Source organism: Streptomyces aurantiogriseus (genome assembly GCF_014649375.1).
Classification (GTDB): Bacteria; Actinomycetota; Actinomycetes; order Streptomycetales; family Streptomycetaceae; genus Streptomyces; species Streptomyces aurantiogriseus.
This window is the reverse complement of sequence record NZ_BMSX01000006.1, coordinates 272,851-296,007: the sequence shown is the minus strand read 5'-3', so window position 1 is coordinate 296,007 and position 23,157 is coordinate 272,851. Positions and strand designations below refer to the sequence as shown.

Below are 23,157 nucleotides of genomic sequence, written 5' to 3'. Positions count from 1 at the left end.
ACCCCCGACCCGCGATTCCCCACAGTTTCGGAGCGACCCCCTGTGACGCCTGAACACTCCACGACGACCGGCCCGCACGACCTCGCCCTCGATCCGCCCCCCGGCTGCCCCGCGCACGGCCGCGGCCCCGGCGGACTGCGCCGGCTCTACGGCCCCGGCGCGGAAGACCTGGGTGCCCTCTACGAGCAACTCCGCGAGGAGCACGGCCCGGTGGCGCCCGTGCTCCTCCACGACGACGTACCGATGTGGGTGGTCCTCGGACACGCCGAGAACCTGCGCATGGTGCGCACGCCCTCGCACTTCACCCGGGACAGCCGCGTCTGGACCCCGCTGCTGGAGGGCGCGGTCAAGCCCGACCACCCGCTGATGCCGCACATCGCCTGGCAGCCGATCTGCTCGCACGCCGAGGGCGACGAGCACAAGCGGCTGCGCGGCGCGGTCACCGCGGCCATGGCGACCATCGACGACCGCAGTCTGCGCCGGTACATCTACCGATCCAGCCAGCGCCTGGTCAACCGCTTCTGCGAGTCGGGCGAGGCCGAGCTGGTCGGCCAGTTCGCCGAGCACCTCCCGATGGCCGTGATGTGCCACATCCTCGGTATGCCCGAGGAGTACGACGACCGGCTGGTCCAGGCCGCCCGCGACGCGCTCAAGGGCACCGAGACCGCGATCGCCAGCCACTCCTACGTCGTGGAGGCGCTGACCCGGCTCACCGCCCGCCGCCGTGCCCAGCCCACCGAGGACTTCGCCAGCCATCTCATCAACGACCCGGCGGGACTGACCGACGACGAGGTGCGCGAACACCTGCGCCTCGTGCTCTTCGCCGCCTACGAGGCCACGGTCAACCTGCTCTCCAACGCGCTGCGCATGGTCCTCACCGACCCGCGTTTCGTCGCCCAGCTCAACGGCGGGCAGATGACGGTGCCGGAGGCGGTCGAGCAGTCCCTGTGGGACGAGCCGCCGTTCAGCGCGATTCTCGGCTACTTCGCCAAGCAGGAGACGGAGCTGGGCGGTCAGCGCATCCGCAAGGGCGACGGCCTTCTCTTCGCACCCGCGCCGGCCAACGTCGACCCACGGGTGCGCCCCGACCTGTCCGCCAACATGCAGGGCAACCGCTCCCACCTCGCTTTCGGCGGCGGTCCGCACGAGTGCCCCGGCCAGGACATCGGCCGCGCCATCGCCGACGTCGGCGTCGACGCGCTGCTGATGCGGCTGCCGGACATCGAGCTCGACTGCGACGAGGAGGACCTGCGCTGGACGACGTCGATCGCCTCCCGGCACCTGGTGGCGCTGCCGGTCCGGTTCGCGCCGAAGGCCCAGCAGGAGATCGTCTCCAAGCCGAGCCACGGCCTGGTCCCGCCGTCGCGGCCGGCCATGCCGATCAACCTCGACTCCACGCCGAGGACGACTCCCGCGCCGGCCGCGCCCGGATCGACCACCTTCGCGCCGCTCGCCTCCGGGCCTAGGCCGACGGCCATGCCCGACGCCGCGCCCGCTCCGGCACCGGCTCCCGCCCCGGCCCCGGAACCGACCCGCAGGCCCCCTGCCTGGCGCCGCTTCCTGGCCTGGTGGCGCGGCTACTGACCGCCGTCCCAGTCGTCGTACGACGACCAGGCGCCCAGCGTCCGCCCGCTCCGCAACCGGTGGGCCGCCCCGGTGACCGGATCGGTGAACTCCAGCTCCCGCGCCAGCAGTTGCAGCGGGCGCCGGAAGTCACCGGCCGGCACGGGGGCGGTCACCTCGGGGTAGAGGGGATCGCCGAGGATCGGGATCCCGAGCGCGTTCATGTGCACGCGGAGCTGATGGGTCTGCCCGGTCCGCGGGGTCAGCAGGTAGCGGGCGAGCCCGTCCGGCCGGTGCTCGATCAGCTCGACGTGGCTGACGGCGTTCGGCTCGCCCGGCACCTCCCGGGCGGCGAGCGTCCCGCGCTCCTTCAGGATCCGGCTGCGCACGGTCGTCGGCAGGGCGAGCGTGGGGTCGTACGGGGCGACGGCCTCGTACACCTTGTGCACCCGGCGGTCGCGGAACAGGGTCTGGTAGGCGCCGCGTTCCTCGGGGCGCACCGTGAACAGCACCAGTCCGGCGGTGAGCCGGTCGAGACGGTGCGCGGCGCTGAGCGTGGGAAGGCCCAGCTCACGCCGCAGCCGCGCCAGCGCGGTCTCGGTGACATGGCTGCCGCGCGGGGTGGTGGCGAGGAAGTGCGGCTTGTCGGCGACGACGAGGTGATCGTCGCGGTACACGATCTCCAGTGAGAACGGCACCGGCTCCTCGGCGGGCAGGTCCCGGTGGAACCACACGAACATCCCCGGTGCGTACGCCGTGTTCGGCGCCACCGCCCGTCCGTCGGCCCCGACGATCCCGCCCGTCGCGAACATGCCGTCGACGATCCCGGTCCGCGCCGCGCCGAACCGCTCCACCAGGTGCTCGCGCACGGTCGCCCAGTGTCCCTGGCCCGGCAGCCGCACCCGGACCGGATCGACCCCGTCACGCTGCGGGAGGGGCGAGGGCGGGGGAGGGGTACGGCGTCTCATCGGCTCCAGCGTACGGGGACGCGAAAACCCGTTGGACACGCCGATCCCGACGGGCAGGATGTCGATCATGCCCTTCCTCACCCGCCCCGTCCTGCCCGCCGACGCCCTCTCCCGCATTCCTCAGCCCGTGCTCCCCGCCGGCGACGGGCTGGTCCTGCGCCCGTGGCGCACCGAGGACGCGCCTGCCGTGCACGCGGCCTTCCAGGATCCGCTGATGCACCGGTGGCACATCCGGGCCGCCGACTCCGAGGAGGAGGTCGCCGGCTGGATCGAGGAGTGGCGGGCGGCCTGGGGCGAGGAGCGCAACGCCCAGTGGGCCGTCGCCGACGCGGAGAGCGACGTGGTGCTGGGGCGGGTGGCACTGCGTGAGATCGCGCTCGGCGACGGCGTGGCGGAGGTCGCCTACTGGACGACGGCGGCTGCCCGCGGCCGGGGCGTCGCCGCCCGCGCCACCACCGCCCTCGCCCACTGGGCCCTCGACGAGATCGGCTTCCACCGCCTGGAGTTGCTGCACGCCGTCGCCAACGACGCCTCCTGCCGCGTCGCGACCAAGACCGGCTTCGCCCTGGAGGGCACCAAGCGCAGCGCTCTCCTCCACCCCGACGGCTGGCACGACATGCATCTGCACGCGCGCGTGCGGGGCGACTGAGTCAGGCGGCTGCCGTCTGCGGCCCGGCGGGGGCCGCGAGCCACCGGAAGGCGGGGGCGTCGACGGGGACGCGCCAGCGGTCCAGGGGCAGGGAGAATAAGAGGGCGCCGGTCCTGCGGGTGCCGGCTGAGGAGAACGGGCCTCTGAGCCGGGCGATGGTCGCGGGCCGCTCTGCGCTCTCCGGCGGCCCCGGCGGGGTGCGGTCCTGGTGAGGGATGGCGGTCTGCCGGCGCTCGCGGCGGCTGCGGGGAGGGCGATCCGCACCTTCCGGTCGTGCCGGCGGTCGGTGCGGGCAGCCTCGGGGTGCGGCCCGCGCCACGAGTGCGGGCCGCTTCCGACGGGCTCAGGCGGCGGGCGCCGCCCCCTCCTGCTCCGCCTCGACGCGCGCGTTCCACTCCCGCTTGGAGGCCTGCCAGCCGTCCTCGTTGTGGCCGAGCCGCCAGTAGCCGGAGATCGACAGGTCCTCGCGCGGGAGCTGGTGCTCGACGCGCAGCAGCCGGCGCAGTTCCTTCACGGCCGCGGCCTCGCCGTGCACGAAGGCGTGCAGGCGGCCCTCGGGGAACGCGAGCGCGCGCACGGCCTCGACGAGCTTCTCGCCGACGGGCCGGTCGCCGCGGTGCAACCAGACGACCTCCACATCGGAGTCGATCTTCTGCTCCTCCTCGGGGCCGGACACCTCGACGAAGGCGTGGGCGACGGCGCCGGCGGGGAGCGACTCGAGGGCGGCCGCGATCGCGGGCAGGGCGCTCTCGTCGCCGGCCAGCAGGTGCCAGTCGGCGGCGGGGTCGGGGGCGTAGGCGCCGCCGGGGCCCATGAAGTGGACGGTCTCGCCCGGCTGGACCCGCGCGGCCCACGGACCGGCGAGACCCTCGTCGCCGTGGAGCACGAAGTCCAGCGTGAGCTCGTGGTGTTCGGCGTCCCAGTGGCGCACGGTGTACGTCCGGGTCACGGGCCACTGAGCTCGCGGGAACTCGGCCCGGATGTGCTCCAGGTCGAAGGGCTCCGGGTAGGTCACACCCTCGGCGCCGAACAGCAGCTTCACATAGTGGTCCGTGCACGTGCCGATGGTGAACTCGGCCAGCCCCTCACCGCCGAGCACCACGCGCTGCATGTGCGGCGTGAGCCGTTCGGTGCGGACGACCTGCGCGGAATGGGGCTTCCGCGGCCTGCGTGCCGGACCTTCTGCCATGACGGGCCTCCCAAGATACTTTGGTTAGGTTTACCTAAGTTAGCACCCTCGCCCCCTGTGGTGCCCACATGATGAGAGGTTCTTTTACCCCTCTTTAAGAGGGTGGCTCTCCGTCACCGGCGATGCCATTCCCCTGCGCGAGAACAATGCTTACGTGGCGAGGGTGGTCAGCAGTCGCTGCAGCGACCCGCCGAGCCCCCAGCGCTCCGCCAGCCCCTCCAGTGTCGCCGGGTCCCGCGGCGCGCGCGGGAGGGTGGTGTCCACCTCCGGCAGCGGCACGTCGTCGGCGACCCGGACCACCGTCGGCGCGACGCTGACGTACGGCCGCGCCTCGTCGAGCCGCTTGCGCTGCGTCGGCGTGAGCTTCGCCCCCGGGTCGTCCACCGCCGCCATGATCCCGGCCAGGTCGCCGAACTCGGCCAGCAGCTTGGCCGCGGTCTTCTCCCCGATGCCGGGCACGCCCGGCAGTCCGTCGCTCGGGTCGCCGCGCAACAGCGCGAGATCCGCGTACCCGCGGCCGTCGACCCCATACTTCTCGCGCAGCCAGGCCTCGTCCGTGAGCTGGAGCGTGCCGACGCCCTTGAGCGGGTACAGCACCCGCACCCCGCGCGCGTCGTCCACCAGCTGATACAGGTCGCGGTCGCCGGTGACGATGTCCACCGGGCTCTTCGCCCGCGCGGTGAACGTGCCGATCACGTCGTCCGCCTCGTACCCGGCGACCCCCACGCGCGCGATGCCCAGCGCGTCCAGGACCGCCTCGATGACCGGCACCTGCGGCGCGAGCGTGTCCGGCACCTCCTCCTCGTCCGGGCCGGCCTCGTGCTCCTCGGCGACGCGGTGTGCCTTGTAGGAGGGGATCAGCTCGACCCGCCACTTCGGCCGCCAGTCGGCGTCCATGCACGCGACCAGCTCGTCGGGCCGGTGGTCCTTCACCAGGCGGTCGATGAAGTCGAGCAGCCCGCGCACGGCGTTCACCGGCGTGCCGTCCGGCGCCTTCACGGAGTCCGGGACGCCGAAGTAGGCGCGGAAGTAGAGCGAGGCGGTGTCGAGGAGCATCAGTCGTCCGGTCACGCCACGCATCATGCCGCACCGGCACCCCGCCCCACTGCCCGTATTCACTCCCGTAGCATCTGTGAAGGGCCTGTGAGCTGGCCCACGTGTGCGTTTGCCCCGTTCCGCCCCGGGCAGGCGCCGCCTCGGAGCGGTGCCGGTTGCAGTTTCAACTGTTCGCGATCGACAAGGGGCCTCGAGCCTCTCCGCAGGGGCCTTCCGGCCCAAGCACCTCTCCGTCCCTGCCCCCGACCAGAGAAGGTATGTGTGTCCTCCAGGCTTGAGGCCGAACATCTCTACAAGGTGTTCGGCAGACGACCGGACGAGGCAGTCGAGCGGCTCCGCGGCGGAGCCGGCCGTGAGGAGCTGCGCGCCGACGGCACCACCGCCGCCGTGATCGACGCCTCCTTCCGTGTGGACCCGGGCCAGATCTTCGTCGTCATGGGCCTGTCCGGCTCCGGCAAGTCCACGCTGCTGCGCATGCTCAACGGCCTGCTGGAGCCCACCGCGGGACGCGTCCTCTTCGACGGCCAGGACCTGACCGCGCTCAGCGACCGCGAGCTGCGCGAGGTCCGTGCGAAGAAGATCAGCATGGTCTTCCAGCACTTCGCGCTCTTCCCGCACCGCAGCGTCCTCGACAACGCCGCCTACGGCCTCGCCGTCCAGGGCGTCCCCCGCGCCGAGCGCGAGCGGCGCGCCGCCGAGGCGCTCCGGCTGTGCGGCCTGGCCGGCTGGGAGAAGTCCTGGCCGGACGAGCTGTCCGGCGGCATGCAGCAGCGCGTGGGGCTCGCCCGCGCCCTCGCCACCGACGCCGACCTGCTGCTGATGGACGAGTCCTTCAGCGCGCTGGACCCGCTGATCCGCCGCGACATGCAGGACCAGCTGCTCACCCTCCAGCAGACGCTGAAGAAGACGATCGTCTTCATCACCCACGACCTCAACGAGGCCATGCGCCTGGGCGACCGCATCGCCGTCATGCGCGACGGCCGCATCGTGCAGACCGGCACGGCCGAGGACATCCTGATCCGCCCCGAGAACGACTACGTGGCCTCCTTCATCCAGGACGTCGACCGCTCCCGCGTGCTGACCGCCTCCGCCGTCATGGACCCCCACGTCCGTGGCGACGAGGCCGACTGCCGCTGTGAGACCGCGACCCCCGACACCCCGTTCACCGCGCTGTGCGCGCTCAGCGCCCGCCTGACGCATCCGGTCGCCGTCCTGGACGGCGCGCGCCTCGTCGGCGTGGTCCCGAGGCAGCGCCTCGTCGGCTTCCTCGGCGACCAGCAGGGAGAGCCCACCCCGTGCGATCACCCCCGCGACGAGGGGAAGGTGACCGCCCGTGCCTAGGCTCCACCTCGGCGACTGGGTCGACTCCGGCGTCGACTGGCTCGTCACCCACATGTCCTGGCTCTTCGACGCCGTCAAAACGGTCGTCGAAGGCATGTACGACGGCATCGACGCCGTCCTCACCGCCCCCGAGCCCCTGTTGCTCGCGGGCATCCTCGCGCTGCTCGCCTGGTGGCTGCTCGGCCTGGTCGCGGGCGTCCTCGGCTTCGCCGGCTTCGCCCTCATCGACTCCCTCGACCTGTGGGAGGAGGCGATGTCCACCTTGTCCCTGGTGCTCGTCGCCACGGTGATCGCCCTGGTGATCTCCGTTCCGCTGGGCATCTGGGCCGCCCGCTCCAGGGCGGTCAGCGCGGCCGTCCGGCCCGTGCTGGACCTGCTCCAGACGATGCCGTCGATGGTCCTGCTGATCCCGGCGATCCTGTTCTTCGGCATGGGCGTGCCCGCCGGCGTCGTGGCGACCCTGATCTTCGCCCTCGCACCCGGCGTGCGCATGACCGAGCTCGGCATCCGCCAGGTCGACGCCGAGCTCGTCGAAGCCGCCGAAGCCTTCGGCACGACACCCCGCGACACCCTCCTGCGGGTCCAGCTGCCGCTCGCCCTGCCGACGATCATGGCCGGCGTCAACCAGGTCATCATGCTGGGCCTGTCGATGGTCGTCATCGCCGGCATGGTCGGCACCGGTGGCCTCGGCGGCGCCGTCAACGAGGCCATCGGCCAGCTCGACATCGGCCTCGGCTTCGAGGCGGGCCTCGGCATCGTCGTCCTCGCCATCTACCTGGACCGGATGACCGGCGCCCTCGGCACCCGGATCTCCCCGCTCGGCCGCCGCGCCGCCGCCAAGGCCCGGACGACCGTGTGGACGTACCGCCCCCGCGCGGCCGTCGCCGTGGTCGGCGTGGTCGTCCTCGCCCTCGTCGCCGGCGGCATGGGCGTCTTCGGCTCCACCTCCGGTACCGCCGAGGCCTCCGCCACGGACGTCGGCAAGGGCAAGGAGATCACCATCGGCTACATCCCCTGGGACGAGGGCATCGCCTCCACCTACCTCTGGAAGGAACTGCTGGAGGAGCGCGGCTTCGAGGTGAAGACCACCCAGTACGCCGCCGGCCCCCTCTACACGGGCCTCGCCACCGGCCAGGTCGACTTCCAGACCGACTCCTGGCTGCCCACCACCCACGCCGAGTACTGGACGAAGTACGGCAAGCAGCTGGACGACCTCGGCCGGTGGTACGGCCCCACCTCCCTGGAGCTCACCGTCCCCTCGTACATGAAGGACGTGAACTCCCTGGCGGACCTGAAGAACAAGTCCGCCGAGTTCGACGGGAGGATCACCGGCATCGAACCCAGCGCCGGGATGATGGGCCTGCTCAAGGACAAGGTCCTCCAGCAGTACGGCCTCGACGGCACCTACAAGGTCGTCGACGGCTCCACCCCGGCGATGCTCGCCGAGCTCAAGCGCGCCTACGCCAAGAAGGAGCCGATCGTCGTCACCCTGTGGTCGCCGCACTGGGCGTACAGCGAGTACGACCTGAAGAAGCTCAAGGACCCGGAGGGCGCCTGGGGCAAGGGCGACGGCGTGCACACCCTCTCCCGCAAGGGCTTCGCCGCCGACAACCCCGAGGTCGGCACCTGGCTCAGGAACTTCTCGATGACCGAGAAGCAGCTCACCGGCCTCGAGGCGCAGATCCAGAAGGCCGGTAAGGGCAAGGAGCAGGACGCCGTCCGCGCCTGGCTCAAGGAGAACCCCGGCCTGGTCGACAAGTGGGTTCCGGTCGCCGGTTCGGGGGAGAAGAGCCGGGCGGCCGGGTGACCTGACAGCCCCGCGACCGCCCGACGAGGGGCGGGCACCGTCGTACGCCTCCGCCGCGTACGAGGGGCCCGCCCCTCGTGTCGTGCCCACGGGAAGGATCCGGCCAACCACGCAGAGCTACGCCCACGCCCCGACTCCGCCATGTGCCGTCCGGGCATGCCGGCCGCTCCACCAGCCGGAATCGTCAGCACGGGATGAACGGGAACACGGCGGCCCGTCCGCGCATTGAACAAAGGAACACGAGCGCGCGTCCCCGCCCCGTGATCCCCTGGGGATGATCGACTGGCGCGAACTGTGAGGTCGCGCGGGACGCCCTGGGTCCTCGATGTGACGGGCCCATGAAACGGTTTGCCGAACATGCGTAGGGTGCAGAGAACTCATCAGAGGACGTGCGCCCGCAGCGGGGCACTCGGGTAGTGGACCGACGAGCGAAGGAGGGAGCCGGAGCGATGGGCGACCACAAAGAACAGCCCCTTCGGGTGGGCGCGGCCGTCCGGCGGCGGCGCCGGTCCCTGGAGCTCACCCTCGCCGTCGTGGCCGAGCGCAGCGGCCTGTCGGTCCCGTTCCTGAGCCAGATCGAGAACGACCGGGCCCGGCCCAGCACCAGCTCCCTGGAGAAGGTGGCCGACGCCCTGCGCACCACGGCCGTCGAACTCCTCGCCGCCGCCGACCCGGCGTGCAGTGTCGACGTCGTGCGCGCCGAACTCGCCGACCCCGGCCCCGAGCCGCGCTCCCGTTCCCTGGTGCGCGGCCACCACCAGATGCACGCCTCGGAGTTCACCGGCGACCACGAGGCCGGCCGCGAGTTCCAGTACCGCAACGACCAGTTGATGTACGTCGCCGACGGCGCCGTGGAGATCGAGGCGGAAGGCCGCGCGTACCGCCTCGGCCGTGGCGACACGCTCTACCTCACCGGCGGGGTCCGCCACCGCTGGCGCGCGACCGTGCCGGACACCCGGGTCGTGGTCGTCGCCGTGGCCGAGCACATCGAGGCGGTCCGGGACCGCAAGCGGTAGTGCGGGTCGTCTCGCTGGTGCCCTCGCTCACCGAGGCGGTGGCCGTGTCCGTGCCGGGCGCCGTGGTCGGCGCCACCGACTGGTGCACCCACCCGGCGGACCTCGCCGTCACCCGCGTGGGCGGCACCAAGAACCCCCGGACCGACCGGATCGTCGCCCTCGCCCCCGACCTGGTGATCGCCAACGAGGAGGAGAACCGGGAGCCGGATCTCACCGCCCTGCGGGCCGCCGGCATCGAGGTGCTGGTGACCGAGGTACGGGACGTCCCGCAGGCCTTCCGGGAACTGGCCCGGGTGCTTCAGGCGTGCGGGGCCCGCGCGCGTCCGCGCTGGCTGGACGAGGCGGAGGGCGCGTGGGCGGCCGTGGCACCCTTCGAGCCGCGCAGGACGGCGGTCGTGCCGATCTGGCGCCGCCCGTGGATGGTCCTGGGCCGGGACACCTTCGCGGGGGACGTCCTGGCCCGTCTGGGCGTCGATCACCTCCACGCGACGCACGAGGACCGCTACCCGAAGATCCCCCTGCAGGAGCTGCGCGAGGCGGTCCCCGACCTCGTGGTCCTCCCGGACGAGCCCTACCGGTTCACCGCCGACGACGGCCCGGAGGCCTTCCCCGCCCTGCCCTGCGCGCTGGTCAGCGGACGGCACCTGACGTGGTACGGCCCGTCGCTCGCCGAGGCGCCGCGGGTGCTGGCCGAGGCGCTGCGAGCAGCCGGCCGCTGACGACCCCGCGGACGGTGTGCGCGGCGACGACGACCCAGGCGGCGACGAGGACGGCGTACAGCCCGGTCGCGAGGAGGCCGTAGACGACGAGCCCGGTGTGCCGGGCCAGGGCCGCGGCGCCGGTCACACAGGTGCCGACCGGGAAGGTGAACGCCCACCACGTCATCGCGAAGCCCATGCCGTGCCGGCGGGCGCGCACCACATGGGCGGTGGCCAGGCACAGCCAGAGCAGCGCGAACCCCATGACGGGCACGCCGTAGAGGACGGCGAGGACCGCGAAACCGCGGCTGTCCGCCGCGGGCACGACCCCCGGGGCGACCTCCGCGAACGTCCCGACCGCGGTCGTGGACTGCCCGAGCGGCCCCAGGACGAGAAAGAGGGTCGGGGTGAGCGCGAGCGGCAGCGGCCCGCCGGTGACCAGCCGACCGAAGACGACCGGCAGCATGACGAGCGTGCCGAGCAGACTCAGCCCGAACAGCGCGAAGCAGGCGAGCAGCAGGGTCTCCCGCGGCTGTCCGGCCGGCAGCCGCGGCACGAGCAGCGGCCCCGACGCGGCCGACACCATCGGCGCGACGAGCGGCAACAGCCACACGGGCGTGGCCTGTCCCGCCTCGACCCGGTGGCGTACGGCCATGAGGTACGGGACGGCCACGGCGGCCGCGAGCCCGACGGCCGTACCGGCGGTGAACAGCGCGACGTCGAGGGCGACGGCGGCGTCGGTGCCGATCCAGTCCCGGCCGACGGTGAGGGCGCCGCCGCCGACCGCGACCAGCGCCATGGCGAGGCAGCCGTAGAACGGGACCGTCGCCGGATCGAGGAGATGGGCGCGGGCCTGGTCGCGGTGGTGGCGCCAGTGCAGGGCGCGGGCGGTGAGGAGGGTCAGCAGCAGGGCGAGGGAGACGGCCCAGACGGCTGTGCAGGCCGGGCGCAGACCCGGGAGGGAGAGCGGGAGCGCGGCGCCGGCCGTGGCGACGACGGTGGTGCCCATGACGGTGGCGTACCAGTTCGGGCCGAGGTGGCGCACGCGGGCGGCGGGCGGCCGGGGGAGGGCGTACAGGGGCTGCGCTGCGGTGACCATGGCTCCACGGTTCCGGCAGGGTGCCCCCGCGACCAGGGAGGATGTCCCTATGGGGGCATAAACTGGGCTTATGGGGAGTGTGGAGGAACAGCCCGTCGGCGCGGGCTCGATCGCGCACCGGGTCCCGGATCTCGGGGCGCTGGAGCTGCTGCTGGCCGTGGCACGGCTGGGCAGTCTCGGTGCGGCCGCGCGCGAGCTGGGCATCACCCAGCCGGCCGCGAGCAGCCGGATCCGCTCGATGGAACGTCAGCTCGGGGTGGCCCTGGTGGACCGCTCCCCGCGCGGTTCCCGGCTCACCGACGCCGGCGCGCTCGTCACGGACTGGGCGCGGCGGATCGTCGAGGCGGCGCAGGCCTTCGACGCGGGGGCGCAGGCGCTGCGGGACCGGCGGGACTCCCGGCTCCGGGTGGCGGCGAGCATGACCATCGCCGAGTACCTGCTGCCCGGCTGGCTCCTCGCGCTGCGCGCGAAGCGGCCGGACACGGCGGTGTCGCTGCTCGCGGGCAACTCGGCCGCCGTGGCGGAGCGGTTGCTGTCCGGTGAGGCGGACCTGGGCTTCGTGGAGGGGCTCACCGTGCCGTCGGGGCTCGACTCGGCGGTCATCGCCCATGACCACCTGATCGTCGTCGCCGCGCCGGCGCATGTCTGGGCTCGGCGGCGGCGGCCGCTGTCCGCGGAGGAGTTGGCGTCGACGCCGTTGATTCTGCGGGAGGAGGGGTCGGGGACGCGGCAGGTGCTGGACGCGGCCCTGGGCGGCCTCGCCCGGCCCCTCATCGAGCTGTCCTCGACGACCGCGGTGAAGGCTGCGGCGGTGAGTGGGGCCGGGCCGGCGGTGCTGAGTGAGCTGGCGGTGGGGGAGGAGCTGGCGAGGCGGCGGCTGGTGAGTGTGCCGGTGGACGGGATGCTGCTGGCGCGGGATCTGCGGGCGGTGTGGCCGACGGGGCATCGGCCTACGGGGCCGGCGCGGGAGCTGTTGTCGTTGACGCGGGGGTAGGGGGCCGGGTTTGTCCCGCCCCCGCCGCCCCTACCCGTCCCGTCCCCGGGGGCGGCCGCCCCCGGACCCCCGCTTCGGCCCTGAACGGGCCTCGTCCTCGATCGCCGGACGGGCTGTTTTCACCGACCTGCGCTGAAAGCGGTGCCCTCTCTCCCGGCCGAGTCGGGTAACCGGCCGAGTCGGGTAAAACGTCGGCGTGCAGGGCGCGGCAGGGCTGGACCGGCTCAGGCGGCGGGCCCGGAAGCGGCCGTGACCAGCGCCCGCATCACCCGCAGGTCCTCGTCCATCTCCGGATGCCACTGCACCCCCAACACCCAACCCCCCGAGGGCAGTTCCACAGCCTCTACCGTCCCGTCCGCCGCGTGGGCCGCCGGGACCAGGCCCGTACCGAGGCGATCCACGGCCTGGTGGTGGAAGGTCGGGACGGACATCTCCTCCGGGACGAGATCCGCGTACAGCGTTCCCGGGACGGGCTTGACCGGGTGCCGGCCGAAGACGCCGACGACCTCCGCGTGCCCGTCGAGGTGCTGGACGAGCGTGCCGCCCAGGGCCACGTTCAGCACCTGCATGCCCCGGCAGATACCCAGCAGCGGGACGCCGGCGGTCAGCGCCGCGTCGACCAGGGCGAGTTCCCACGCGTCCCGCTCACGCGCCGGCGGCCCGGTGCGGGGGTGGCGCTCGGCGCCGTAGCGGACCGGGTCGACGTCCGGGCCGCCCGCGATCACCAGCCCGTCCAGCCGCGCCACGGTCGCCGCCGCGTGCTCGGGCGCGTCCGGCGGCAGCATCGCGGCCAGCCCGCCCGCCCGCTGCACCAGCCGTGGGTAGCCGACCGGCAGCAGGGCCGCCTCCAGCTCCCAGGTGCCCCAGCGCGCCCCGGCCTCGAGATACGTGGTGACGCCGATCAGCGGCCGGGCCTTGGCGCCGGCCGTCTCCGTCCTGTCCGTCATGCGCTCTCCCGCCCCCCGCATCGAAATGGACTCGACCCGAACCATTGGACCATGCCCGCGTGTCATGCCGGCAGGTGTGACGCGTCACGGTCACGCGTCACGGTCACGCGTCACGCCAGGAATCCCCTGAGCAGCGCCGCCGTCCCCGCGCAGTGCTCCCGCATCATCTCCCGCGCCCCGTCCGCGTCCCCGTCCAGCACCGCCTCCACCAGGGCCGCGTGCTGCCGCTGCGAGTGCTCCAGGTTGCGCACGAGCAGCGGGATGCAGTCCAGCAGGTCGTTCACCGTCGCCCGGACCGCCGCGTACTGCGCCGTCAACGACGGTGACCCGCACAGCTCGGCCAGGGTGAGATGGAGCATCGTGTCCAGGCGGCGGTAGTCGGCCAGCGGGGCGTCCTCCGTGCGCGCCAGCGCCTCCCGCAGTCGGCCCGCCTGCTCCTCCGTGAGGCCGTGCGCCGCGCACAGGCCCGCCGCGCCGACCTCCAGCACCTCCCGGAAGCGCAGCACGTCCTCGATGTCGACCTCGGCGATCCGGCGCCGCAGCTCGTCCTCCCCGCCCGCGTCCGTACGTGGCAGCACGAACGTTCCGCCGTACCGGCCCCGGCGGGACTCCACCAGTCCCTGCTCCTGGAGCACCTTCAGCACCTCGCGCAGCGTCACCCGGCTGATCCCGAGCCGCTCCGCCAGGTCCCGCTCGGCCGGCAGCCGCTCCCCGCCCGGCACCAGGCCCAGTCGGACGACCTGCAGGATCTGCTCCAGCGCCTCCTCGAAGCCGTTCCCCGCCCGCACCGGCCGCAGCACCGGCGTCAGCCGGTCGTCCGGACCGCCCCCAGCGTCCACCGGCATCTGGCCGTGCCCCCTTCCCAAGCAATGGTTCTCGGCAATACCTTATGGCTCCCGGCCGCCCGACGAACCCCCCGAACAACCCGAAAAAAGCCGAGGAAGACCGAGGAAGCCTGAGGAGGCCCTCCCGTGGCAGACCGCACACCCCCGCTCGGCGTCGAGGAACTGCACACCCTCGTCGCGGGCGGTGAGATCGACACTGTCGTCCTTGCCTTCCCCGACATGCAAGGGCGTCTCCAGGGCAAGCGGTTCGCCGCCCGCTTCTTCCTCGACGAGGTCCTCCACCACGGCACCGAGGGCTGCAACTACCTCCTCGCCGTCGACACCGAGATGAACACCGTCGACGGGTACGAGATGTCCTCCTGGGAGCGGGGGTACGGCGACTTCGCCATGCATCCCGACCTGTCCACCCTGCGCCGCGTGCCCTGGCACCCCGGCACGGCCCTGCTCCTCGCCGACCTCGCCTGGGAGGACGGATCGCCCGTGGTCGCCGCGCCCCGGCAGATACTGCGCCGCCAGCTGGAGCGCCTCGCCGAGCTCGGCCTCACCGCCCGGGTCGGCACCGAGCTGGAGTTCATCGTCTTCAAGGACACCTACGAGCAGGCCTGGGACGCCGACTACCGGGGGCTCACGCCGGTCAACCAGTACAACATCGACTACTCCATCCTCGGCACCGGCCGCATCGAGCCCCTGCTGCGCCGGCTGCGCAACGACATGGCCGGCGCCGGTCTCACCGTCGAGTCCGCCAAGGGCGAGTGCAACCCCGGGCAGCACGAGATCGCCTTCCGCTACGACGAGGCCCTGGTCACCTGTGACCAGCACGCCCTCTACAAGACCGGCGCCAAGGAGATCGCCGCCCAGGAGGGCGTCTCCCTGACCTTCATGGCCAAGTACAACGGGCGCGAGGGCAACTCCTGCCACATCCACCTCTCGCTCGCGGACGCCGACGGCACCAACGTCATGGCCGCGTCCGACGACCCCCACGCCATGTCCGAGACCATGCGCCACTTCCTCGCCGGACAACTGGCCGCCCTGCGCGACTTCTCCCTCCTCTACGCCCCGAACATCAACTCCTACAAGCGGTTCCAGCCGGGCTCCTTCGCCCCGACCGCCGTCGCCTGGGGCCACGACAACCGCACCTGCGCCCTGCGCGTCGTCGGCCACGGCCGCTCCCTGCGCTTCGAGAACCGGCTGCCCGGCGGTGACGTCAACCCGCACCTCGCGGTCGCCGGACTGGTCGCCGCCGGGCTGTACGGCATCGAACAGAAGCTGGAGCTGCCCGACGCCTGCCCCGGCAACGCCTACACCGCCGACTACGCGCACGTCCCGACCACCCTGCGCGAGGCCGCCGAGCTGTGGGAGAACAGCCCGATCGCCCGGGCCGCCTTCGGCGACGAGGTCGTCGCGCACTACCGCAACATGGCGCGCGTCGAGGTCGACGCCTTCGACGCCGCGGTCACCGACTGGGAGCTGCGCCGCTCCTTCGAACGCATGTGAGGCCCTTCTTGTCCGACCAGCGCATGTCCGACCAGGCCATGTCCGACCAGCGCATGTCCGACCAGGCCATGTCCGACCAAGCCATGTCCGACCAGCTTCAGGTGATCAATCCGGCCACCGAAGAGGTCATCGCCACCGTCCCGGCCGCGACCGAGGCCGATGTCCACGCGGCCGTCGTACGCGCCACACGAGCCCAGGCCCGGTGGGCCGCCCTCGCGCCCGGCGACCGTGCCCGCCTGCTGCGCAGCTTCGCCACGCAGGTCGACGAACACCTCGAAGAACTCGCGCAGTTGGAGGTCCGCGAGGCCGGACACACCGTCGGCAACGCCCGCTGGGAGGCGGGCAACGTCCGTGATCTGCTCGACTACGCCGCCGGGGGAGTGGAGCGGCTGACCGGACGTCAGATCCCGGTTGCGGGCGGCCTCGACGTCACGATCCTCGAACCACTGGGTGTCGTCGGGATCATCGCGCCGTGGAACTTCCCGATGCCGATCGCGGCCTGGGGCACCGCCCCGGCACTCGCCGCCGGCAACGCGGTGATCCTCAAGCCCGCCGAGACGACTCCGCTGACCGCCCTGCGGCTGGCCGAACTCGCCCTGGAGGCGGGCCTGCCGGAAGGTCTCTTCCAAGTGCTGCCCGGCCGCGGCCCCGTCGCGGGCAACGCGCTGGTCGAGCAACCGGGCGTGGCGAAGATCGTCTTCACCGGGTCGACGGACGTGGGCAAACGGGTGTTGGCAAAGGGCTCCGCCCAGCTCAAGCGCGTCACCCTCGAACTCGGCGGCAAGAGCCCCAACATCGTCTTCGCCGACGCCGACCTCGAAGCCGCCGCGGCCGCCGCCCCCATGTCCTTCCTCGACAACTCCGGACAGGACTGCTGCGCCCGCACCCGCATCCTCGTCCAGCGCTCCGTCCACGACCGCTTCCTGGACCTCCTCGCCCCCGCGATCGAGTCGGTCCTGGTCGGCGACCCGGCGGACGAGGCGACGGACATGGGACCGCTGATCTCCAAGGCCCAGCTGAACCGCGTGCGTTCGTACGTGACGGACGACCTGGCCGGCATCCGCGGCAAGGCTCCCGAGGGCCCCGGCTTCTGGTTCCCGCCCACCGTCCTGACCGGCCTCGACCCCGGCGCGCGCGTGGCCGTCGAGGAGGTCTTCGGACCGGTCGCCGTCGTCCTCCCCTTCGAGGACGAGGCGGACGCCGTCCGGCTCGCCAACGCCACCGACTACGGCCTCTCCGGCTCCATCTGGACCCGCGACGTGGGCCGCGCCCTGCGCGTCTCGCAGGCCGTCCGCGCCGGGAACCTGTCCGTCAACTCCCACTCCAGCGTCCGCTACTGGACCCCGTTCGGCGGCTTCAAGCAGTCCGGCATCGGCCGCGAGCTGGGCCCGGACGCCCTGACCGCCTTCACCGAGACCAAGAACGTCTTCATCAGCACGGAGGGCCCCGCACAGTGACCTCATCCACCGAGGAAAACATCTGCCGACGTCTCGTCGGCCGTACCGCCGTCATCACCGGGGCCGGCAGCGGCATCGGCCTCGCCACCGCGCGCCGCCTCGCCTCCGAGGGCGCGCACGTCGTCTGCGGCGACGTCGACGAGGCCCGCGGCAAGGCGGCCGCCGAGGAGGTCGGCGGCATCTTCGTGAAGGTCGACGTCACCGACCCCGAGCAGGTCGAGGCCCTGTTCAAGACGGCGTACGACACCTACGGCAGCGTCGACATCGCCTTCAACAACGCCGGTATCTCGCCGCCCGACGACGACTCCATCCTGGAGACCGGACTGGAGGCCTGGAAGCGCGTCCAGGAGGTCAACCTCACCTCCGTCTACCTGTGCTGCAAGGCCGCCATCCCCTACATGCAGCGCCAGGGCAAGGGCTCCATCATCAACACCGCGTCCTTCGTGGCCCGCATGGGCGCGGCGACCTCGCAGATCTCGTACACGGCCTCCAAGGGCGGCGTCCTCGCCATGTCCCGTGAACTGGGCGTGCAGTTCGCCCGGGAGGGCATCCGCGTCAACGCCCTCTGCCCGGGCCCGGTCAACACCCCGCTGCTCCAGGAGCTGTTCGCCAAGGACCCGGAGCGGGCGGCCCGACGCCTCGTCCACATCCCGCTCGGCCGGTTCGCCGAGGCCGAGGAGATCGCCGCCGCGGTCGCCTTCCTGGCCAGCGACGACTCGTCCTTCGTCAACGCCACCGACTTCCTGGTGGACGGCGGCATCTCGGGCGCGTACGTCACTCCCCTGTAGGCCCGCCCCACAGCGGACACGCCCAGTCCCCTGGTTTCCCCCACCGTCGGCACCGAGGCCCCGTCCCCGTCCGCCACGTCTTCGACGCGGACGAGGACGGGCCGCCGTCGGCCGACAGGCATCGGGCCCGCCGGCTGAACTACAGGAACGTGTGGCCCTCGCCCCGGTACGTCGGCACCGTCGCCGTCACCGCGTCCCCCTCGATCAGATGCAGCACGTCGAACCGCTCGCACAGCTCACCGGCCTTCGCGTGCCGGAACCACACCTTGTCGCCGATCAGCAGATCGTCGGCGGGGGAGCCGAGCAGCGGGGTCTGCACCTCGCCGGGGCCCTCCTGGGGGTCGTAGCGCAGCCCCTCCGGCAGGTACGGCACCGGCAGCCGGTCGGGTCCGGCCGCACCGGAGGCGGGGTACCCGCCGCCGAGCACGGTGACGACGCCCACCCCCGGCCGCCGTACCACGGGCTGGGCGAAGAGGGCGGCCGGCCGGCCCCTGAAGGACGTGTAGTTGTCGAACAGGCGCGGCACGTACAGCCCCGAGCCCGCCGCGATCTCCGTGACCGCCTCCTCGGCGGCCGTGTGCTGCACACTGCCGGTGCCGCCGCCGTTGACGTACTCCAGATCCGGCACCACGGCCCGCACCGCGCGCACCACCGCGGCGCGCCGCTCGGCGAGTTCACGGCGGGCGGTGGCCTGCATCAGCCGGACCGCACGCGAGCGCAGCGGTCGTCCGGCGACGGCGTCGCCCACACCGGCGATGTGGCCCTCGTACGCCATGATCCCCACCAGCCGGAATCCGGGCCGCCGGGCCACCGCCCGTGCCAGGTCGGCGACTTGGGCGGGGGAGTGCAGCGGGGAGCGCCGGGCACCGACCCGCACCCGCCCGCCGAGCAGCTTCAGCGCGGTGTCCAACTCCAGGCAGACGCGCACCACTTCGCGCCCGCCGGCGCGTGCGGCGTCGATCAGGTCGAGCTGGGCGACATCGTCGACCATGACGGTGACGGCGGCGGCGAGCTTGGGGTCGCCGGCCAGTTCGGCGAAGCCGGCCCGGTCCGCCGAGGGGTAGGCGAGGAGGATGTCGTCGAATCCGGACCGCGCCAGCCACAGGGATTCGGCCAGGGTGAAGGACATGATGCCCGCGAAGCCGTCCTTCGCCAGGACGCGTTCCAGCAGGGCCCGGCAGCGGACGGACTTGCTGGCGACCCGGACCGGTTTCCCGCCCGCCCGGCGGACCAGGTCGTCCGCGTTGGCGTCGAAGGCGTCCAGGTCCACGATCGCGAGGGGGGCGTCGAGATGGGCGGTGGCCCGGTCGTATCGGGCCCGGTCGGCGGCGCGCGCAGTCATGAACGCAGCCTGCCAGACCGGATTACCGCAGGGTAGGGGGACGTTCCGGGCAGATGCCCCGGGGTCGTGGGACTGGTTCCCGTTCGCGCAGGAACAAGCCGTAGAGTGACGCGCACGCACGGACGAACGTCTCCGGCCGGGCAGCCGCGCCGGGATGCCGGTCCGCCCGTGCGGGTATGCGTGCCCAGAACGGACCCGTACGTCCGCACCGGGCCGCCCGGGCACCAAGCAAACGAGAGCCCGCGCAGGAGAACGACGGCCCGGGCACGAGGAAACGGGGGGGCATGAGCACGGAAGCACGTCGCGCCTCGATCCCCCCACGCCCGACCACACCTCCGGCCCCGGGCACACCCCCACGCCCGACGACCCCGCCGGCCTCCGGCACCCCGCCCCGCCCGACGGCACCGCCGCGGCCGGCTCAGCCGCCGAGGGCGGGGGTGGTCCCGGAGCCCACGAACGGTGGGGACGAGACGGCCGCCGCAGCGCGGGACGCGTCGACGCGGGACACGTCGACGTCTCCCGCGGGGGACGGCTCGCCGCGAACCCGCCCGGACGCACCCACCGCGAGCCCGGCGCCGTCCGGACAGCAGGCGCCCACCGGCCCCCGCTTCCCCCGCCCGGGGACCCCCCGGTACCCGGACTCCATGACTCCGCCCCCGCCTCCGGCGTCGGCCCGCTTCCCGGACACCCCACCTCCGGGACGCCCCACGCCCGACCCGTCGTCCCGGACCACCACAGGCCCGTCCACGGGAACCGCGCAGGGCGGCACACGCACGGCCGGTCCGACCGGCACCCGTTCCGCCGACTCGGGCGGTGCTCGTCCCGCCCAGCCGGACCGCACCTCTCCCACCGCGTCGAACGGCGCCCGCCCCGCAGGCCCGGGCGCTCCCCGTCCGGAGAGCACCCGTCCGGTCGGTCCGGACGATGGCCGTTCCGCCACTTCCGACGGCGTCCGCCCGACCCGCCCGGGGACCACCCGCCCCGCACGTCTGGACAGCACCCGCCCCGTCGGCTCGAGCGGTGCTTCTTCCACGCCTTCGGACTCTGTCCGCTCTGCCGGCTCCGGCACCGCGCGTCCCGCCCGCTTGGACGCCTCCCGTCCCGCCGGCTCGGAGGGCGGCGGTTCCGCCGGTTCGGACGGTCCTCGTTCTGCCGGTTCGGGCGTGAGTCGTCCGGCGCGTCTGGACGGCTCCCGTCCCGTCGGTTCGGAAGGTGGCGGTCCTGTCGGTTCGGACGGTCCTCGTTCCGCCGGTTCGGGCGTGAGTCGTCCCGCACGTCTGGACGGCTCCCGTCCCGCCGACTCGGAAAGCGGCAGGTTCGTCGGGCCGGACGGGCCTCGCGCCGCCGGGTCGGACGGGCCTCGTGCCGCCGGTTCGGACGGTGATCGTCCCGCCCGTTCGGCCGCCGCCCGCCCCGTGCGTCTGGAGAACACCCGTCCCGCACCCGCGGACCGTGCTCGTTCCGCGGGTGCGGGTTCGGGTGCGGGTGCCGCCCGGACGGGCGACGAGGGCGAGGGCGGTGCCCTGGCCCCTGACGCGGCGCAAGCGCCGGCGACGGGCGCCGCCTGGACACCCCTGCCGCGTACCTGGGCGCCCGCCCCCGCCCATCCCCACCGGGACGCCCTGTCCACCGCCGTGCCCGGGCGCAGCCCCGAGCAGGGCGAGGCGGCCGCGGACTCGGACGCGCGACCCGCCTGGACGCCGGCCACGCCCGTGCGCCACCCCGACTTCGACGACCGCGGCGCCCCCGCGAGCGCCCGGATCCCGCGTCCCGCAGACCCCGTGGAGGCTCCGCCCCGCCCGCACGACGATCCGGCCGCCGGGAACGTCGCCCCCGACCCCGCCCTCTCCTGGAGCGCCCCCATGGCCCCGGGCGGCACGCCCGGTGCTACCCGGCCCATCGTTACGTTCGCGCAGCCCGAGGGGTTCGGGGACGCGCCGCGCGTGAGCCGGCTGCGGGGGCAGGCCGTCGCGGCCGGCGCCTGTGTCGTGCTCGGACTGGGCCTCATCGGCGGTGCCCTAACGGGCAGTTGGCTCGTCGGGGACCCCGCGGAAGCGGGGGAGAAGGGGGCCTACGCCACCGCAGGAGGCCTGTGGCACAACGTGCCCGTCGACCAGTTGTTCCCGCCCACCGTGGACGGACAGGGCGCGGGCCCCGGCGGCGCCGACCGCACCTGGACACGGATCGCCGTCGCCCCGGACAGCGGCTGCGCGGGCGCCTTCGACCCACTGCTGCTCAAGGCGCTCGCCCCGGTCGGCTGCACCCGCCTGCTGCGCGCCACCTACACCGACGCCACCCAGAGCTACGTCACCACCGTCGGTCTGTTGTTCACCAAGGCCGACGCGGCCGCCATGCGCGCGCTCGACACCCGGTTCGAGAAGGAGGGCCTGGCCCGCCGCACCGACCTGATGCCGCGCCCGTACGCCGTGAAGGACACCGTGGCCGCCGCCTTCGGCGACGCGCAGCGCGCCTCGTGGACGGTCTCCGTCCTCACCGACGCGCCCGTCGTCGTCTACGCCGTCTCCGGCTGGGCCGACGGCCGGACCGTCGCCACCCCGGAGCCCGCCGCCCAGGCCACCGCGTCCGGCGCCACCACGGCCCCCGCCCAGGCCGGCCTGGGCAACGAGGCCAAGGGCCTCGCCGACCGCATCGAGCGCGCCCTGCGCAAGACCGCCGTCTCGCCCTCGGAGCAGCCCTCATGAGCAGCAGCCGCACGACGACCCACCGGGCCGGCCTCCTGTGCTGTCTCCTCGCCGCCTCCCTCGCCCTCCTGCCCGCCGCCCCCGCGCACGCCGACGGCATACGCGGCCAGCAGTGGGCCCTGGAGGCCCTGAACACCGACGAGGTGTGGCAGACCACCAAGGGCGCGGGGGTCACCGTCGCCGTCCTCGACACCGGCGTCGAGGCCGACCACCCCGACCTCGACGGCAACGTCCTGCCCGGCAAGGACCTGGTCGGTTTCGGCGCCGAGCCCGGCGACCGCGCCTGGGCCCGCCACGGCACCGCGATGGCCGGCATCATCGCCGGCCACGGACACGGCTACGGCAACGCCGACGGCGTCATGGGCATCGCCCCGGAGGCGAAGATCCTCCCCGTCCGCGTGATCCTGGAGGACGGCGACCCGGCCCGTACCAGGGCCCGCAACACCCGCGGCAACGCCCTCGCCGAGGGCATCCGCTGGGCCGCCGACCAGGGCGCCGACGTCATCAACCTCTCCCTCGGCGACGACTCCGCCTCCGCCCACCCCGAACCCGCCGAGGACGAGGCCGTCCAGTACGCCCTGAAAAAGGGCTCCGTGGTCGTCGCCTCGGCCGGCAACGGCGGCGAGAAGGGCGACCACATCTCCTACCCGGCCGCCTACCCGGGCGTCATCGCCGCGACCGCCGTCGACGAGTTCGGCACCCGCGCCTCCTTCTCCACCCGCCGCTGGTACGCCACGGTCAGCGCGCCCGGCGTGGACGTCGTCATCGCCGACCCGGACCACAAGTACTACGAGGGCTGGGGCACGTCCGCCGCGGCCGCCTTCGTCTCCGCCGCCGCCGCCCTCGTCAAGGCCGCCCACCCGGACCTGACCCCGGCACAGATCAAGAAGCTTCTGGAGGACACCGCCCGCAACTCGCCCACGGGCGGCCGCGACGACTCCCGCGGCTTCGGCTTCATCGACCCGGCCGCCGCGATCAAGGCCGCCGCCGGCCTCAAGCCCGAGGGCCTTCGATCCGCCTCCTACGGTGCCAAGTACTTCGGCCCCGGCCCGGACGCCCAGAAGTCCGACGACGACACCTCGAGCTGGGCCGGCCCCCTCGCCGGCGGTACCGGGGGAGTCCTCCTGGTCGCCGCGGTCGTCCTGTGGCGCGGCCGCCGCGAGCAGGAGCCGTACGACACCTTCTAGGGCGGCCGCACAGGT

Annotated in this window: 19 protein-coding genes; 12 read left to right on the top strand and 7 right to left on the bottom strand. The window is 73.4% G+C overall.

What is annotated here, in order from left to right; translation table 11 throughout:
- Positions 1-42 precede the first annotated feature (42 nt).
- The gene (locus tag IE263_RS15935; protein ID WP_189936798.1) at positions 43-1,584 is read left to right on the top strand and encodes a cytochrome P450; all 1,542 of its coding nucleotides are present in this window, start codon (positions 43-45) and stop codon (positions 1,582-1,584) included.
- On the opposite strand, the gene IE263_RS15930 is transcribed toward IE263_RS15935, so the two are convergent.
- Positions 1,578-2,531: an RluA family pseudouridine synthase gene (locus IE263_RS15930; protein ID WP_189936796.1), complete on the bottom strand. Its 954-nt coding sequence runs from the start codon at positions 2,529-2,531 to the stop codon at positions 1,578-1,580. The two genes, IE263_RS15935 and IE263_RS15930, sit on opposite strands and share 7 nt — an antisense overlap.
- A 67-nt stretch (positions 2,532-2,598) precedes the next feature.
- Here IE263_RS15930 and IE263_RS15925 point away from each other — a divergent pair, with 67 nt between their 5' ends.
- Positions 2,599-3,180, top strand: a complete 582-nt coding sequence (locus IE263_RS15925) for a GNAT family N-acetyltransferase (protein ID WP_189936794.1) — start codon at positions 2,599-2,601, stop codon at positions 3,178-3,180.
- Between the two features lie 343 nt (positions 3,181-3,523).
- Here IE263_RS15925 and IE263_RS15920 read toward each other — a convergent pair whose 3' ends face one another.
- Entirely contained in the window at positions 3,524-4,369 is an 846-nt protein-coding gene (locus IE263_RS15920) for a siderophore-interacting protein (protein ID WP_189936792.1), read from the bottom strand.
- Positions 4,370-4,519: 150 nt separating this feature from the next.
- Positions 4,520-5,449, bottom strand: coding sequence for a 5'-3' exonuclease (locus IE263_RS15915; protein ID WP_229911011.1), 930 nt, complete (start codon positions 5,447-5,449; stop codon positions 4,520-4,522).
- 237 nt (positions 5,450-5,686) lie between these two features.
- Between IE263_RS15915 and IE263_RS15910 the strand changes: the two genes are divergently transcribed.
- From IE263_RS15910 to IE263_RS15895, 4 genes are all read left to right on the top strand, one after another.
- On the top strand, positions 5,687-6,766 hold the full coding sequence (locus tag IE263_RS15910) for a quaternary amine ABC transporter ATP-binding protein (protein ID WP_189936788.1): 1,080 nt from the start codon (positions 5,687-5,689) through the stop codon (positions 6,764-6,766).
- Entirely contained in the window at positions 6,759-8,573 is a 1,815-nt protein-coding gene (locus IE263_RS15905; RefSeq protein WP_189936786.1) for an ABC transporter permease/substrate binding protein, read from the top strand. Before IE263_RS15910 ends, IE263_RS15905 begins: the two co-directional genes overlap by 8 nt.
- Positions 8,574-9,022: 449 nt before the next feature.
- A complete protein-coding gene (locus tag IE263_RS15900) occupies positions 9,023-9,589 on the top strand; it encodes a helix-turn-helix domain-containing protein (RefSeq protein ID WP_189936784.1) in 567 nt (188 codons plus the stop codon).
- Positions 9,589-10,308 (top strand): helical backbone metal receptor, encoded by a 720-nt coding sequence (locus tag IE263_RS15895; protein WP_189936781.1) that lies wholly within the window; start codon positions 9,589-9,591, stop codon positions 10,306-10,308. Before IE263_RS15900 ends, IE263_RS15895 begins: the two co-directional genes overlap by 1 nt.
- Here IE263_RS15895 and IE263_RS15890 read toward each other — a convergent pair.
- Positions 10,220-11,386 carry a TDT family transporter gene (locus tag IE263_RS15890; protein WP_189936778.1) on the bottom strand — a complete coding sequence of 389 codons (1,167 nt, stop codon included), beginning with the start codon at positions 11,384-11,386 and terminating at the stop codon, positions 10,220-10,222. The genes IE263_RS15895 and IE263_RS15890 overlap by 89 nt on opposite strands.
- A gap of 70 nt (positions 11,387-11,456) precedes the next feature.
- Here IE263_RS15890 and IE263_RS15885 point away from each other — a divergent pair, with 70 nt between their 5' ends.
- Positions 11,457-12,380 carry a LysR family transcriptional regulator gene (locus tag IE263_RS15885; RefSeq protein ID WP_189936776.1) on the top strand — a complete coding sequence of 308 codons (924 nt, stop codon included), beginning with the start codon at positions 11,457-11,459 and terminating at the stop codon, positions 12,378-12,380.
- Between the two features lie 224 nt (positions 12,381-12,604).
- On the opposite strand, the gene IE263_RS15880 is transcribed toward IE263_RS15885, so the two are convergent.
- Positions 12,605-13,327, bottom strand: a complete 723-nt coding sequence (locus IE263_RS15880) for a gamma-glutamyl-gamma-aminobutyrate hydrolase family protein (RefSeq protein ID WP_189936775.1) — start codon at positions 13,325-13,327, stop codon at positions 12,605-12,607.
- Positions 13,328-13,437: 110 nt separating this feature from the next.
- A complete protein-coding gene (locus tag IE263_RS15875) occupies positions 13,438-14,172 on the bottom strand; it encodes a FadR/GntR family transcriptional regulator (RefSeq protein WP_189936772.1) in 735 nt (244 codons plus the stop codon).
- Between the two features lie 126 nt (positions 14,173-14,298).
- Here IE263_RS15875 and IE263_RS15870 point away from each other — a divergent pair, with 126 nt between their 5' ends.
- From IE263_RS15870 to IE263_RS15860, 3 genes are all read left to right on the top strand, one after another.
- Positions 14,299-15,666, top strand: coding sequence for a glutamine synthetase family protein (locus IE263_RS15870; protein ID WP_189936770.1), 1,368 nt, complete (start codon positions 14,299-14,301; stop codon positions 15,664-15,666).
- An 83-nt stretch (positions 15,667-15,749) separates the two neighbouring features.
- Positions 15,750-17,123 (top strand): aldehyde dehydrogenase family protein, encoded by a 1,374-nt coding sequence (locus IE263_RS15865; protein WP_189937014.1) that lies wholly within the window; start codon positions 15,750-15,752, stop codon positions 17,121-17,123.
- A complete protein-coding gene (locus IE263_RS15860) occupies positions 17,120-17,911 on the top strand; it encodes a 3-oxoacyl-ACP reductase (RefSeq protein WP_189936768.1) in 792 nt (263 codons plus the stop codon). Before IE263_RS15865 ends, IE263_RS15860 begins: the two co-directional genes overlap by 4 nt.
- 139 nt (positions 17,912-18,050) lie before the next feature.
- Here the strand turns inward: IE263_RS15860 and IE263_RS15855 are convergent, their stop codons facing one another.
- A complete protein-coding gene (locus IE263_RS15855) occupies positions 18,051-19,253 on the bottom strand; it encodes an amino acid deaminase/aldolase (protein WP_189936766.1) in 1,203 nt (400 codons plus the stop codon).
- A 1,259-nt stretch (positions 19,254-20,512) separates the two neighbouring features.
- Here IE263_RS15855 and IE263_RS15850 point away from each other — a divergent pair.
- Positions 20,513-21,955, top strand: coding sequence for a hypothetical protein (locus IE263_RS15850; RefSeq protein WP_268256029.1), 1,443 nt, complete (start codon positions 20,513-20,515; stop codon positions 21,953-21,955).
- Entirely contained in the window at positions 21,952-23,142 is a 1,191-nt protein-coding gene (mycP, locus tag IE263_RS15845; RefSeq protein WP_189936764.1) for a type VII secretion-associated serine protease mycosin, read from the top strand. Before IE263_RS15850 ends, mycP begins: the two co-directional genes overlap by 4 nt.
- Positions 23,143-23,157 lie beyond the last annotated feature (15 nt).

Excerpts from the sequence above, each read along its gene's own strand:
- IE263_RS15930 (WP_189936796.1), bottom strand. The coding sequence starts at position 2,531 with ATGAGACGCCGTACCCCTCCCCCGCCCTCGCCCCTCCCGCAGCGTGAC.
- IE263_RS15925 (WP_189936794.1), top strand. The coding sequence starts at position 2,599 with ATGCCCTTCCTCACCCGCCCCGTCCTGCCCGCCGACGCCCTCTCCCGC.
- IE263_RS15920 (WP_189936792.1), bottom strand. The coding sequence starts at position 4,369 with ATGGCAGAAGGTCCGGCACGCAGGCCGCGGAAGCCCCATTCCGCGCAG.
- IE263_RS15915 (WP_229911011.1), bottom strand. The coding sequence starts at position 5,449 with ATGCGTGGCGTGACCGGACGACTGATGCTCCTCGACACCGCCTCGCTC.
- IE263_RS15900 (WP_189936784.1), top strand. The coding sequence starts at position 9,023 with ATGGGCGACCACAAAGAACAGCCCCTTCGGGTGGGCGCGGCCGTCCGG.
- IE263_RS15890 (WP_189936778.1), bottom strand. The coding sequence starts at position 11,386 with ATGGTCACCGCAGCGCAGCCCCTGTACGCCCTCCCCCGGCCGCCCGCC.
- IE263_RS15885 (WP_189936776.1), top strand. The coding sequence starts at position 11,457 with ATGGGGAGTGTGGAGGAACAGCCCGTCGGCGCGGGCTCGATCGCGCAC.
- IE263_RS15880 (WP_189936775.1), bottom strand. The coding sequence starts at position 13,327 with ATGACGGACAGGACGGAGACGGCCGGCGCCAAGGCCCGGCCGCTGATC.
- IE263_RS15875 (WP_189936772.1), bottom strand. The coding sequence starts at position 14,172 with ATGCCGGTGGACGCTGGGGGCGGTCCGGACGACCGGCTGACGCCGGTG.
- IE263_RS15865 (WP_189937014.1), top strand. The coding sequence starts at position 15,750 with ATGTCCGACCAGCTTCAGGTGATCAATCCGGCCACCGAAGAGGTCATC.
- IE263_RS15855 (WP_189936766.1), bottom strand. The coding sequence starts at position 19,253 with ATGACTGCGCGCGCCGCCGACCGGGCCCGATACGACCGGGCCACCGCC.
- mycP (WP_189936764.1), top strand. The coding sequence starts at position 21,952 with ATGAGCAGCAGCCGCACGACGACCCACCGGGCCGGCCTCCTGTGCTGT.